Genomic DNA, 14,579 nt, shown 5'->3' with positions numbered 1-14,579 from the left:
TAACCGATAGGGGGTATTTGCGAATGTGGTATCTGAATCTGTACAAGAGGCTTGTTGCTTTCGAGATACTTCGATTTTGCGTAAAACTTCAGGGAAAATATAAGCAATTAATATGCCATGCGTAAGTAGGTGGTATGTGCCTTAACCTCATGTATTGCATAGCTATATATATGAAAAATGCACAGTATTAGTACAAATGCGCATAGAAATAGTGCGTTAATGTGAGGTGAACGATTGTGTGTGTTAGCAGTCAATCTGTTGAAACAAAAAAGGAGTATGGATATGGGTGAGTTTGCAACTGGATATCAGCGCAGTGTTTTGATCATAAGTAGTGCCTTATTGTTGTTGGGCACTACTTATGTGAACGCCGCGCAGTCTTGTGACGGTATTTATAATCAGCAACTGACGACATTGCAAGGTGAGAAGATTAATTTGTGTGATTATCAAGCGCAGCCAATTTTAGTGGTGAATACGGCCAGCAAATGCGGGTTCACACCACAGTTTGAGGCGTTGGAGGGTATGTATAGCCAATATAAAGCCCAAGGCTTGATGGTGATTGGATTTCCGTCCAACGACTTTAAGCAGGAGTTGAGCGATAACAAGCAAATTGGTGATTTTTGTAAGTTAACTTATGCAGTGAAATTCCCGATGATGGCAAAAAGCAATGTGACCGGCCCGAATGCTAATCCGTTGTACCAACAATTGATTGCCAAAACTGGTCAAGCGCCACAATGGAATTTTTATAAATATGTCATTTTACCTGGTGGTAAAGAGGTATATGCCTACGAGAGTAGTGTTCTGCCGGATTCAAAAGAGATTTTAGGTAAAATTAAACCCTATTTGAAGCCTGCCAAATAATAAAGCCACCCGATTTGAGGGTGGCTTTATTATTTTGCGATGGATTAGGCCGCTGTTTTAGCTGGCTGTCTAATCTTCTGCATAATGATGGCGGAAAGTTCTTCTACAGAGCGACTGGTAGAATCAGCCCAAGTAATGCCTGCATTCCGCATTAAGTTTTCGGCCGTTGCGACTTCTTTTTTACAGTTATCTAAAGAAGCATAAAAGCTACCTGCACGACGCTCGTTGCGCACAGAGTGCAAGCGCTCAGGTTTAATGGTTAATCCAAATATTTTATCGATATGCTTATGCAATACCGCAGGCAGTGAGCCGCGCTCAAAGTCTTCTGGAATAAGAGGGTAGTTAGCGGCTTTAATACCAAACTGCATGGCTAAATACACGCTGGTAGGTGTTTTACCGCAGCGTGATACACCAATCAAAATCACCTGTGCTTCTTCTAAGCCGGAGTTGGTCATGCCATCATCATGGTTCAGCGTGAAATTCACTGCTTCCATGCGCTCGTGATAATTGCTACCCATGACACTATGCGCAATGCCTGCGCCGGTCAGTGGTTTTTGTTGCAGCTCTTCACCCAATGGATCAATAAAGACATTGAATAAATCAATAAAGTAGGCATCAATGTCTTTCAACGCTTGGCGCAGCTCAACATTGCCTACTGACATAATCACAACTGGGCGGATTTTATCCTCTTCTGTCACTTCCTGAATTGCGTGTTTCGCCAACTTCACTTTATCTAATGTGTCGGTAAATGGCATGCGCACTTGTGTGAAGTGTGTTCTGGGAAAGTGCTCAAGCAATTTACCGAGGGCACCAGCAGTAATGCCAGTGCCATCTGAGATAAAGAAAACGGTACGATTCACAATGCCCACCTAACTATTTTTTGGTTAGACGCTGCCAAGTGGCAACAACAGTATCTGGATTCAAGGAAACGGATTGAATACCTTCCGCAACTAGCCATTCTGCAAAGTCAGGGTGGTCAGAAGGGCCTTGTCCGCAAATTCCCACATACTTACCAAGACGGTTACAGGTGCTGATGGCCATTTTTAGTAGCACTTTGACCGCGTCGTTACGCTCATCAAAGCCATCGGCCAAGATCCCAGAGTCTCTGTCCATGCCTAGTGTTAATTGCGTTAAGTCGTTAGAGCCGATAGAGAATCCATCAAAGTATTCTAAGAACTGCTCAGCCAATAATGCATTCGATGGAATTTCACACATCATGATGAGGCGCAAGCCATTTTCACCACGTTTTAAACCATTGGCTGCCATGATTTCTGTGACAGCTTTCGCTTCATCTAAGGTACGTACAAATGGAATCATTAACTCAACATTGGTGAGACCCATTTCATCGCGCACACGTTTCATGGCTTGGCATTCCATAGCAAAGCACTCTTTAAAGTCCTCTGCCATGTAACGTGCCGCACCGCGGAAGCCAATCATTGGGTTCTCTTCATCTGGCTCGTAAATCTCGCCGCCGACCAGTTTTTTGTATTCGTTCGATTTGAAATCAGATGTACGCACGATGACTGGTTTGGGGTAAAACGCTGCACCAATGGTGGCGACACCTTCTGCTACTTTATCAATATAGAACTGTTTAGGTGAAGCATAGCCACGCGCACGGCTCTTAATCGTGTCTTGAATGGCTTTCGGCATGGCGTCGATATTCAGAATAGCTTTCGGGTGAATACCTACCATATTGTTAATCACAAATTCCAAGCGCGCTAGGCCAACACCGTCATTCGGGATTTGCGCAAAGCTAAACGCCATGTCTGGGTTACCTACGTTCATCATGATTTTGCATGGTGGTTTAGACAAAGCACTGTTTGTTTGTGTGCTGACTTCGAAATCGAAGGCACCGTGATAGACAAAACCAGTCTCACCTTCTGCACATGAAACGGTCACAATCTCACCTTCGCGCAGCAAGTCTGTCGCATTCACAGAGCCTACAATGGCAGGAATACCTAATTCACGCGCAATAATCGCAGCGTGGCAGGTACGGCCACCGCGGTTCGTTACCAACGCGCTTGCACGTTTCATCACGGGTTCCCAGTTCGGGTCTGTCATGTCGGCAACCAGCACATCGCCAGGTTGTACTTCATGCATTTGTGCAGGGTCTAACACAATACGTACCGGGCCCACGCCTACTTTTTGCGTCACGGCACGGCCAGCAACCAATGGTTTAGCTGAGTGTTTTTGTAATTTGTATGTTTCGGTTACGTTGTTATTGGCTTCTTGTGACTTCACTGTTTCTGGGCGTGCTTGCAAGATATACAGCTTGTTATCTAAACCGTTCTTACCCCATTCAATGTCCATTGGGCAGCCGTAATGAGATTCAATGGTCATGGCGTAGCCAGCCAATTCCAAAATATCTGCATCCGTGAGTGAGTAGCGGTCAGAATCTACTGGATCTACATCAATGGTATGGGTTGATTTACCTGCTTGCGTAGCATCTGAAAACACCATTTTGATGAGTTTAGAACCCATGGTGCGGCGTACAATTGCTGGTTTGCCTTGTGCCAATAATGGTTTGTGTACATAGAACTCGTCCGGATTGACGGCGCCTTGTACCACAGTTTCACCCAAGCCATAAGAGGAGGTAATGAATGCCACGTCTTTAAAGCCTGATTCCGTATCAATCGTAAACATGACACCTGCACAGCCGATATCGCTACGCACCATTTGCTGCACACCCGCTGAAAGCGCTACATCTGCATGCACAAAACCTTTATGTACCCGGTATGAAATCGCACGGTCGTTGTATAAAGAGGCAAATACTTCTTTAATTGCGTGGGTAATATTGTCCAAGCCGTGAATATTTAAAAAGCTTTCTTGCTGGCCTGCAAATGAGGCATCTGGCAAGTCTTCTGCGGTCGCAGAAGAACGTACGGCAAAGGTAGTGCCTGGGGCAGATTTCTCAATCAAACGAGCATAGCTTTCTGCGATGGCTGTTTGTAATGCAGGCGGAAATTGTGCCTCCATAATCCAACCGCGGATTTGCGCACCACATTTGGCTAATGCTTGCGTATCATCTGCATTAAGTTTATCTAGTAAATCATTGATTTTTTTATCTAAACCGCCTTGTGATAAAAACTCACGGTACGCATCAGCGGTTGTTGCAAAACCGGTTGGAACGCGTACGCCTTTAGCACTTAATTGAGAAATCATTTCACCTAGTGAAGCGTTTTTACCCCCAACCGAAGGTACATCGCTATTACGTAGATTTTCAAATGGAATGACATGGCTAGACATACGAATCCCTTAATATTGTTTTAACAACCCACACTAAATTTGCGTGTGAAGACAGGTTTATATTGAATATAATTAAAGCGTTTATTACGTTCATTATGCCAAATTAGGCCACTGATGTCACGTTGCTTGATTAGTCAGAATTGACTAAAACCATTGATGAAATCTTGGTATAGTGCGATTCACTCTAGAATTAACCCTTATTTGTTAGAGCATCATGAAATCAAATTCATTACCGCACTCCGTTGAAGTGATCACCACCGCTAGATTGCATATGGGATTTTTTGATCTTAACGGGTCGATAGGGCGTCGCTTTGGTAGCATGGGTGTGAGCCTGCAAGCACCGCATACGCGTGTCGAAGTATCTATCGGTGAAGGTGAGGCAGCGCCTAGCTATATTGAACGTACCAAGCAACTGTTGTTACAGCATGCCGGGATACATACGCCTGTGCATGTCCGGGTGATTGAGCAAATACCTCGTCATGCCGGCTTGGGTTCTGGGACGCAAATGGCATTGGCGATTGGTACCGCAATCAGTACATTATTTAACGTAAATTTACCTTTACGCGATATTGCCGGCTTAATTGGACGCGGTGCGCGCTCTGGGATTGGCATCGGTACATTTGCTACGGGTGGTGTTGTACTGGATGCAGGTAGCAATTCTCATACAGTCGTACCGCCTATTATTGCGCAGCATGCGTTTCCAGAAGCATGGCGTATTTTGTTGATATTCGATGACCAACACACAGGTGTGCATGGCGACGAAGAGTTGCAGGCGTTCAAGCGATTGGCGGATCATGCCTTACCAAACACGCAGCAATTAAGCCACCAATTGCTGATGCAAGCATTACCGGCGCTTGTGGAGCAGGATTTAGCCACGTTTGGTAAAGCTGTATCGGCATTGCAGGCTTACAATGGTGATTATTTTGCGCCAGTGCAAGGAGGACGGTACGCTAGCAAGCAAGTGACTGCGGTGTTGGGTGATTTGTTGGCGCATGGTATTCACTGCGCTGGACAAAGCTCTTGGGGCCCGACAGGCTTTGCTGTATTTGCTAACCAACAAGAAGCACAAATGCATTTGTCTCGCCTACAGGCTCGCTTTAGTGATATGTCGTTACGATGGAAAATATGTACGGCAAACAATCACGGTGCGCAGATTAATATTAGAAATAAAGGCTAATTGCTAGGTTAATCATGGCTTTGGTTGCGTTGTGTTGCGGTTAAAGTGCATGATTAGAAATACAATATTAATAAATTTTTTCGATTACTTTATATAAGAAGACGAATTATGAATAAAATCAGCATATTACACCTTGTGACAGCAGCCAAAAATGCAAGCCCGTTTGATGTCAATATGGCGTTTGATGCCGGGTATGAAAAGATCATGCCTTATACCAATGTGCTGTTGAATGAAGTGGTTGCGCTAACGCAAGATGCGATTTTCTCTAGAAGCCCAAGCGGGATTAAACAAGAAGCGTTCTTTTTCGGTGGACGCGATATTCACTTAGCACTCGATATGCAAAAAGCGGCCAGAAGCGCTATGTTTAAACCGTTTGAAATGTCTACGTTTTCAGATCCTTCCGGCGCATTTACAACAGCTGCGGCAATGTTGGCAAAAGTAGACGCGCATTTACAAAAGAGCCAGCAAACATTAGGCCAGCAAACCATTGCGATTTTTGGTGCGAGCGGCACGGTTGGCTCTACCGCCGCACTGATTGCTGCGCGCCAAGGCGCAAAAATTATGATGATGGCACATGCAGACACAGCCAGCATGCAAGCCTATGTGGATAACATGCAGCAACGTTATGACGTGCAATTAACTGTAGCGGATGGCAGTAGCGATGCCGCCAAAAAAACAGCGTTGGCGCAAGCCAGTGTTGCTTTGTGCGCAACACCGGCAGGTGTACGTGTGTTAGGCCTAGATCATTTCGCAAAATCTTCCAGCTTGAAAGTAGTGGCAGACGTAAACGCAGTGCCGCCTTCTGCGATAGAAGGTGTGGATGTGATGGCGAATGGAGATGTGATTGCAGGTACTGCGATTGCTGGCTTCGGCGCCTTAGCCATTGGTCAGCTTAAATATGTAACACAACACAAGTTGTTACAACGCATGCTAAGTAGTGATGTGCCTATGCATATTGATTATCATGATGCCTACGACTTTGCTTGCGCCAATGCCAAATAAAACGCTCGTTATTGTTGCAATATCTAGCCGGCCATACGTAAAAGCTGCAAAGGATGCCGGATTTGATGTGATTGCTGTGGATGCGTTTGTCGATCAAGACACGCAAGCCATGGCAAAACAATGTATTCAGGTGGCCTGCACTGGCCATCAGTTTGACGCACAAGCTTTATTGCGTGCATTAGATGTAATAGATTCTGCAGATATCTTTGGTGTTTGCTATGGCGCAGGGTTTGAAGCGCAGCCTGATCTTCTAGCTAGCATCGGTCAGCGCTTCCGCTTATTAGGCAATTCTGCAGATACTATAAAAGCAAGTAAGCATCCCGAAATATTTGCTGCGTTTTGCCATGCGAATCAGTTTTTAACGCCTGCTATCTCAATGAATCAACCCAGCATGCTAGATGATTGGCTGGTGAAGGAGGTTGGCGGGAGTGGTGGTGCGCATATCCAATGGGCTAGCGCCTATCAAGCACCGTTGAAATCTAATCAATATTTTCAACAAATGCAAATCGGCACACCGGTTTCTTGTCTATTCTTAGCCAGTGAACAAAATGTACAAGTGATTGGCATGAATGAACAATGGGTGGATGCAGATAAGCATACGCCTTTTAAGTATGGTGGGGCGGTCAGTCAAATTACTTTAAGTGCGCATTTGGTTGAAACCTTTAAGCGGTTTGTCTCGCTAGCCAGTAAGCAATTCAACCTTAAAGGTTTGAACAGTGTGGATGCGGTGGTCGATGGCGAACAATTGGTGATGCTGGAAATCAATCCACGCCTAAGTGCAACCGTGGATTTGTATACACCACAGAAGGGCACATTGATGGCATCGCATGTCAGTGCATTTGGTATCGAGGCCATGCCGACACTGGTATTGAGCACACAGTCTAAAGCGCACCATATTGTGTATGCGCATCAACCAGTACAGATTGCTAAAGATAAAATTTGGCCGGAGTGGGTGAGTGATATTCCAAGCCAATCACAATATTTTGAGATAGGTATGCCTATCTGTACGGTGACGTCATCGGCAGATAATGTACAAGAAGCTAAGCATTTGGTACAAGCCAGAGCTGGCATTATTTAAGATAGTAAAACGGGGGTTCCGATGCAAAATCAAAACAATACAAATCCATCAAAAATGAGTATTCATGCGCTCACATTACCAATAGTTGAGCGGATGATTGCACAAGCAGATGCTTTGCAGGTGATAGTGTCTAAACACGAGACAGGTGCTACGCTGATTGATGCAGGCATTCAAGCAAAAGGCGGTTTAGAGGCTGGACGGCTTGTGGCGGAGATCTGCATGGGTGGGCTTGGGCAAGTTACTTTGCAAAACAACACTACTTTTGCCAACTGGCCACTCAGCGTGAAAGTGCATGCGATGAGCCCCGTAGTGGCTTGCTTAGGCAGTCAGTATGCGGGCTGGGCACTCTCCCATGAGAAATTTTTCTCGTTAGGTAGCGGGCCTGCACGTGCGCTGGCGCAACGTGAAGAGATTTTTACTGAAATTCAATATCAGGATGCAGCTAAACAAACGGTCTTGGTGCTGGAAACAGACAAAATTCCACCTAAAGAAGTCATTGAAAAAGTGGTCAGAGACACGCAAATTCCGGCAAATGAATTAACTTTTATTTTAACGCCTACCAGAAGCCTAGCGGGGACGGTGCAAATTACCGCGCGCGTATTGGAAGTGGCTTTACACAAATTGCATACAGTGCATTTTCCATTGCATCAATTAGTGGATGGATATGGTGTTGCGCCAATTCCTGCGCCTTCTCCGGACTTTTTAACTGGCATGGGTAGAACCAATGATGCGATATTGTTTGGTGGATTTGTACATTTGTATGTGAAATGCACAGATGCGGCAGCAGAAGCGCTGGCGAAATCATTGCCAAGCAGTTCATCTAAAGATTATGGCCGCCCGTTTGCTGAAGTGTTCAAAGCGGTGAATATGGATTTTTATAAAATCGATCCTTTATTATTTTCACCTGCCAAAGTAGCAGTGACTAATTTAGACACAGGCCATAGCTATTTTGCTGGGCAATTTAACGAAGCGTTGTTAGAACAGTCTTTTAACTAAATATATTATAAATCAATAGTTTAAATTTATTAGTTAAAGTAATTTGTTTTAAATGAGAATCCCCATTATTACGGACGAAGCCGCCCAGCAGGGTGGCTGGCATGGCGTTGCGCTTAGCAATGCACTTGCCGCGCGCGGCGTAGAAGCTGTGTTTGTAGAGTTGCAAGACTGTATGATTGATTTGTCTGGGCAACAAGCAAGCATACACATCCCACATTTTTCAGCACAACCAAGTTTCGCTTTTATTCGCGGCATAGCCGCCGGCACGTTGCAGCAAGTCATTACACGTTTGAATATATTGCATATTTTGCGCATGCAAGGCACCTATATATATAACGATGCGAAAGCGATTGAGCGTACCGTAGACAAAGGCATGACCAGTTTTTTGTTGAAACATCACGGCATCCCAACGCCCGCTACCTGGGTATGTGAATCTAGGCAGCAGGCACACGATATTATCTCAGCCCAGCTAGAACTGCATACCTCGTTAGTTATCAAGCCGCTATTTGGCTCCCAAGGCCAAGGCGTGCGCCTAGTGACGCAGCAAGATGCGCTGCCATTGCCACGCGATATGTTTGTGGATGGCGTGTATTATTTACAGCAAATGGTCAATACAGGTGTTTATAATTATGATTACCGCGTGTTTGTCGTCAATAATAAAGCAGTTGCTACTATGCGGCGGAGCGGCGAGGGTTGGCTGCATAATGTCGCACGTGGCGCCCAATGCTTATTAGTAGAAGATGACGAGATTCAGGCGTTGGCAGAGCGTGCTGCGCTAGCCGTTGACATTGATTACTGCGGAGTGGATATTATCCGAGATGCGGATGATCAATTATGGGTGCTAGAAGTAAATAGCATTCCGGCATGGCGTGGTCTACAAAGTGTATGCACTGTGGATATTGCGCAAACATTGGTAGACGACTTAATCGATAAAGCAAATAAATCAAACGGATGATATGGTAAGCGACCCTAAACACATCATTGCACAACGGCTTGCAAAGGTGTATCAGAATGCATGCATGGCTGAACTGGAGGCGCTGAAGCCCGGTAATGTACATATTTTTGCTGATGGACACGGCATGGTCGTTGAGCAATTTATCACCAGTGCAGAAGTGTCTGCTAATGTGATTGCAAATCCATCTTTCTCGCTGGGTCAGCGTATCTACGAATCTGTTGCGGCAACCCATCAAGCCGTGGGCTGCAATACCAATTTAGGCATTATTTTGTTGTGTGCACCATTGATACAGGCTGCGCTACACAGTCAGGCGGAGCCTTTTGAGGCTGCACTAACCGATGTATTGGCGCATACGACCATTGAAGACGCACAATGGGCATTCGACGCTATTCAATTGGCGAATCCCGGTGGGTTGGGGCAGAGTGCACAGCATGATATTCATGAGTCAGCGCAATGTACCTTGTTAGAAGCGATGCAAGCGGCGGCACTGAGAGATCACATTGCGCTGCAATATACCAATCAGTTTTACCCTATATTGCACGAAGGGTTGCCACACTATCAGCAAGCACTAGTGAGATGGGACCGCCCAGCATGGGCTACGACAGCCGTTTATTTGTATTGGCTTGCGCATCACACCGATAGTCATGTCGCGCGTAAATATGGCTTGGAGGTGGCGGATCAGTTGCAAAAAGAAGCACGTGAGCATTATCTGGCTTTTTTAAATCAAGAAAATCCTAAACTTTATCTCCCAACATTGAGAGCGTTTGACCGTGATTTGAAAAACCAAGGCATTAACCCGGGTACTAGTGCGGATTTAACGGTGGCTACGTTATTTCTACATCACAGCTTAGTTGTTGCGTAAAAGCTGAGGTACTAAAGCGCTTAACGAAATTTAACAATTTGTCTATTCAGTTCGTCCATATAATTATGTAAAAATGCGCCCCGCGTTAATCTTGATAGGTGATTGAATGAAAATAGCATTTTTAGAAGATGATCAAACATTTGCCAGTGAAATCACTGCGATTTTGCAAAGCGATGGACATGATGTTGATTATTTTCCTTCTGGTCGTGAATGCTTAAAAGCACTCAACGGTGCAAAATACGATGTTGCGATTTTGGATTGGGAAGTGCCAGATATGGCAGGTACCGAAGTGTTGGCCAGTTTAAAAATAAAAGGCAATTATCCACCAGTAGTATTTTTAACGTGTCGTGATTCAGAAGAGGACGTCGTGTCTGTGATTGAGTCTGGCGCTGATGATTACATTGTTAAGCCACCTAACCCCAAAGTATTGCTCGCCAGAATCAACGCGCTGTATCGTCGCCATCATGCCAGGCTTTCATCACGAGACACCAGTGTTTACGGTGGTTTAAAAGTGGATTTTGACAAACGCAAGTTCGAGATTGAAGGCGATCCTATCAAGCTTACTGAAAAAGAAACAGATTTGGCACTGTATTTTTTTAGCCAGATGGGTGTTCTATTGTCTAGGTCACACTTGACCAAAGTCGTTTGGGCTTCCTCGCCCGATATCGACACCCGTACGATTGATGTACATGTAAGTCATTTGCGTAGTAAACTGAAATTGTTGCCACCTTTTGGTTGGCGTTTGATCTCTGTGTATCACCAAGGTTATCGCTTAGAACGGTTGGATTAATTCTTTATGAAAGTATCAGCTGGTTTAAACAAGACTGCTGCACATTCAATACTGATTGCCTTATATGCATTTTCAACACTGAGTGTGCATGCTGCCGAGAACGATATGATATGGCGTTACGCCATGCATCCTGGCGATAATCTTATCCATTTTTCCCGTGCACATTTAATCAATCCTAATGATTGGGTAAAACTCCAGCGGCTTAATCATATTAAAGATCCTTATCGCATCCCTATTGGATTTCTTTTACAGGTACCACTCACTTTGGTTAAACAAGTGCCAGCTTCAGCGCAGGCAGTGCAGGTCAGTGGTCAAGTGTTTTTGCAGCAGGGCGCGCAAGCACCTAATCCGCCAACATTAGTTCCGTTACGGCTAGGCCAAGCGCTAGGTCCTGGAGCGACCCTTATCACCAAAGACAACAGTAAAGTGACGCTTCAGTTTGCCGATGGCACGCTGACAAGCCTTGCATCCAATGCAAAGTTGGTATTAGATACGATGAGCTTGTATAGTGGAGGCGCAATGGTGGATACCAAGCTGCGTTTGCAGCAAGGTCAGGCCGAAACGGTCGCTAATCCCAAACATATCAAAGGCAATGCCATGCAAATTATCACGCCTAGCGCAGTCGCCGCTGTACGTGGGACGAAGTTCCGCGTGGATGCAGATGACACGCATACCCTGCAAGCTACGCTGGCAGGTCAGGTGAGTTTGCAAGCAGCAGATAATGAAGTCATCGTGAATGCAGGGTTTGGTAGTCAGGCAGAAAAAGGCAAGCCACCAATGCCACCCACCGTGCTGCTTTCTGCTATAGACACCACAAGCCTTAACTCACAATTTACCCATTTACCCGTAGTATTCGATATGCCAAATCAGGCTGCGGCAGTGTCTTGGCAAGGTAAAGTGGCTACCGATGTCACAATCAATCAATTGACGGCGGAAATCACATCAGCCAAGCCTCAGCTAGTGTTTGAAGATATCCCTGATGGTCATTACTATCTGAGTGTGCACGCACGTGATGCATACGGTATTGCAGGTTACGAGAGTGTGCATGCTTTTACCTTGAATGCACAGCCGTTTGCGCCGGCACTGGTTTCGCCTGGTGCAGGTGAACGTACTGGGGATGTGCGCCCAATGTTCAAATGGAAGACAGTCGCCAATGCACAGGCCTATCAGTTAGACATTGCAAAAGACGTGGATTTTAAGCACATCATTGAGCAGCGACGCATCGAAAACACAGAGTATCAGGCAGTGCAGTCATTGCCTCCAGCGACTTATTATTGGCGTGTGGCAAGTATAGAGATGCAAGCAGATGGGCGAGATGATCAGGGTCCGTTTGATCAAGTCGCGCAGTTTAGCGTCAGACCTATACCTAGCAAGCCGGATCTCCACCAGTTCTGGATAGACGTTGCTGACAATCGTGTCAACATTCACACGCTACCGCCTGCGGATGGATTAAGTTATCAATTTAATCTGGACAATGATGCGAATCAGCAAAAAGATGTGTGGGTTAAACGTAGTGTTGAGACGGACTACCAATTCCTGCTCAAAGAGTACGGAAAGCAGACTCTATATATCCGTCATGCGGACAGCGATGGGGTGGTGAGTGCTGCCACGGTTTATGAATTCTATGCATACCCGGAATAGTGCTGGGGCTTACATTTCATCATATAAAACTTAATGATTTAGCGTCCTCGGCGCTAATTCTGCTGGTGCTTACACTCGTTATTCACCTTACACATGTGTTGGACCGGGTGGATTACTTGGTTTTCGATATTGGTCAAAAGATAGTGCCGCAAGCGCTGCCGGATGATGTCATTATTGTTGCAATAGACCAATATAGCTTATCTCAACTTGGCCGCTGGCCTTGGTCAAGAACAACCCATGCGCAATTAATCCAACGGCTCAATGCAGAACAGCCCGCTGCTATTGGCATGGATATTGTTTTCTCAGAACAAGAGCTGCAATCTCCGGATGCAGATGCATTGTTAGCAGAAGCTATTACGCAGTCTAAAAAAGTGGTGTTGCCAGTATTGTTAGAGACTACGCGTGCCAATGGTCAAATCATAGAGACACTACCTTTACCAAGCTTAATTGAGCATAGTGCTGATATGGGCAGCGTGCACGCAGTGCTTGATGCAGACAGTATCGCAAGAAGTGTGTACTTGTTTGAAGGCGTGGGTACCCCCACTTGGCAGCTATTTGCACAGGCGGTTCTCAATGTGGCGGAAAATAAACCCACCCAAAACCGCTTCGATTTAGCGTTTGATCCCAAAGTGAACCCTTTTACATTAGCGAGGAAAGACCAGAGGAAAATTAACTTTATTGGACCACCCGGACATTTTCCTAGAATTTCGTATGCGCAAGTATTAAAGGGGGAGTTTCCTACCGGGTTATTCAAAGATAAAATTGTGCTGGTAGGTGCTACAGCACTAGGCATGAATGATTTGCTGTCTACGCCAGTTTCTGGAAGGGGTCAGCCCATGGCTGGTGTAGAGTTTCATGCCAACGTGCTCGCTTCTATTCGAGATGACCGGTTAATACAGTCTATGCCATTGTGGTTGAGTACATTGATTGTGGTAGCTGTCGCCCTGATGCCTTTGTTGTGGATGCCCAAATTGCCTGCTTTGCCGGGTTTTGTATGTACATTGCTTTTTCTGATTTTGATTACATTAATTTCTGGCATGGTGCCCAAGTTTTTTGGCGTGTGGATGCCGCCAGCAGCAGCGCTGGTGGCGCTGATGATTGCTTACCCCATATGGAGCTGGCGAAAGCTGGAGGCCGCGCAACGGTTTCTTGATTTTGAGTTAGCCTATTTGCGAGAAAACCTCATTGCGCTGCCTGTGCAAACTGCCGAGCATTCGATAGAACATTATGATGTATTTGATACCCGCATTGACCAAGTACGCGCTGCCTCACAGCAGTTGAGGTTTTTACAAAACGATAGAAAAGAAACGTTGGCGTTTATTTCACATGATTTGCGTGCGCCTATTGTGAGTGCACTGATGACGCTGAAACAGCATCCAGATATGCTGCCTCAATTACATAGCCCTTTGTCGCAAGCATTAGGTTTGGCAGAAGGCTTTTTGCATGCCTCACGCGCAGAAATGATGGATGTTGCGCAGTTTAATGAAATTGATTTTGTTGGCCTTGTGCATCAAGCGATTGATGATGCTTATGAGGTGGCCTTAATGAAAGATATAGAGCTCAGCCGCGTCTTGGTAGATGGCATGGTATGGGTACTAGGTAACTTTGGCTTACTCCATCGCGCATTGCTCAATATGATATTGAACGCGGTGAAATATGGGCCGGTAGACTCAACGGTACGCATTGCGCTTAAGGTGGACGCTGATAAGCGTAGTGTATTGTTCTCTGTAACTAACGATGGTGCGGGGATATCTAAAGATGAGCAGCGTTATCTTTTTAAGCGATTTTCGCGCATTAAGCCTAATGATGAGGTTGCAGATGGCGTTGGATTGGGCTTATATTTCGTCAAAACTGTGATTGAAAAACATGGGGGTGCAATTGCGGTGGAGAGTGATTTGGAGCAGCCGACTACATTTAGTTTGCGCATTCCTATCATTGAGTTTCAGCCACATTCGGAAGAATGATGCATGTAGG

At 45.5% G+C, this 14,579-nt stretch carries 12 protein-coding genes; 10 read left to right on the top strand and 2 right to left on the bottom strand.

The features are described 5' to 3' along the window. Positions 1-282 precede the first annotated feature (282 nt). Entirely contained in the window at positions 283-858 is a 576-nt protein-coding gene (locus A3Q3_RS0102795; RefSeq protein ID WP_020182049.1) for a glutathione peroxidase, read from the top strand. A gap of 44 nt (positions 859-902) precedes the next feature. Here the strand turns inward: A3Q3_RS0102795 and A3Q3_RS0102790 are convergent, their stop codons facing one another. Beyond that, a complete protein-coding gene (locus A3Q3_RS0102790; RefSeq protein WP_025224357.1) occupies positions 903-1,721 on the bottom strand; it encodes a pyruvate, water dikinase regulatory protein in 819 nt (272 codons plus the stop codon). A gap of 10 nt (positions 1,722-1,731) precedes the next feature. Next, the gene (ppsA, locus tag A3Q3_RS0102785) at positions 1,732-4,104 is read right to left on the bottom strand and encodes a phosphoenolpyruvate synthase (protein ID WP_020182047.1); all 2,373 of its coding nucleotides are present in this window, start codon (positions 4,102-4,104) and stop codon (positions 1,732-1,734) included. A 214-nt stretch (positions 4,105-4,318) separates the two neighbouring features. Between ppsA and A3Q3_RS0102780 the strand changes: the two genes are divergently transcribed. The 9 genes from A3Q3_RS0102780 (at position 4,319) to A3Q3_RS0102740 (ending at position 14,569) form a co-directional block, all read left to right on the top strand. Then, positions 4,319-5,281 carry a beta-ribofuranosylaminobenzene 5'-phosphate synthase family protein gene (locus A3Q3_RS0102780; protein WP_020182046.1) on the top strand — a complete coding sequence of 321 codons (963 nt, stop codon included), beginning with the start codon at positions 4,319-4,321 and terminating at the stop codon, positions 5,279-5,281. 108 nt (positions 5,282-5,389) lie between these two features. Beyond that, entirely contained in the window at positions 5,390-6,283 is an 894-nt protein-coding gene (locus A3Q3_RS0102775; protein WP_020182045.1) for an NAD(P)-dependent methylenetetrahydromethanopterin dehydrogenase, read from the top strand. Further along, positions 6,246-7,361: an ATP-grasp domain-containing protein gene (locus A3Q3_RS0102770; RefSeq protein WP_157355013.1), complete on the top strand. Its 1,116-nt coding sequence runs from the start codon at positions 6,246-6,248 to the stop codon at positions 7,359-7,361. The genes A3Q3_RS0102775 and A3Q3_RS0102770 overlap by 38 nt, the downstream gene beginning before the upstream one ends. Before the next feature lie 21 nt (positions 7,362-7,382). Then, positions 7,383-8,357: a methenyltetrahydromethanopterin cyclohydrolase gene (gene mch, locus A3Q3_RS0102765; protein WP_033424929.1), complete on the top strand. Its 975-nt coding sequence runs from the start codon at positions 7,383-7,385 to the stop codon at positions 8,355-8,357. A 52-nt stretch (positions 8,358-8,409) separates the two neighbouring features. Further along, the gene (locus tag A3Q3_RS0102760) at positions 8,410-9,312 is read left to right on the top strand and encodes a RimK family alpha-L-glutamate ligase (protein WP_020182042.1); all 903 of its coding nucleotides are present in this window, start codon (positions 8,410-8,412) and stop codon (positions 9,310-9,312) included. A gap of 1 nt (position 9,313) precedes the next feature. After that, positions 9,314-10,174 carry a triphosphoribosyl-dephospho-CoA synthase gene (locus A3Q3_RS0102755; protein WP_020182041.1) on the top strand — a complete coding sequence of 287 codons (861 nt, stop codon included), beginning with the start codon at positions 9,314-9,316 and terminating at the stop codon, positions 10,172-10,174. A 106-nt stretch (positions 10,175-10,280) separates the two neighbouring features. Then, a complete protein-coding gene (locus A3Q3_RS0102750) occupies positions 10,281-10,964 on the top strand; it encodes a response regulator transcription factor (RefSeq protein WP_020182040.1) in 684 nt (227 codons plus the stop codon). A 6-nt stretch (positions 10,965-10,970) separates the two neighbouring features. Further along, a complete protein-coding gene (locus A3Q3_RS13540; RefSeq protein WP_020182039.1) occupies positions 10,971-12,605 on the top strand; it encodes a FecR domain-containing protein in 1,635 nt (544 codons plus the stop codon). 65 nt (positions 12,606-12,670) lie between these two features. Beyond that, a complete protein-coding gene (locus tag A3Q3_RS0102740) occupies positions 12,671-14,569 on the top strand; it encodes a CHASE2 and HATPase_c domain-containing protein (RefSeq protein ID WP_232418339.1) in 1,899 nt (632 codons plus the stop codon). The last annotated feature ends 10 nt before the right edge of the window (positions 14,570-14,579 follow it).

Origin of the sequence: Methylotenera sp. 1P/1 (assembly GCF_000384355.1) — a bacterium.
In the GTDB taxonomy this organism is placed as follows: Bacteria; Pseudomonadota; Gammaproteobacteria; order Burkholderiales; family Methylophilaceae; genus Methylophilus.
Note: the sequence above shows the minus strand (reverse complement) of the source record. Positions and strands in the feature narration are given on the sequence as shown.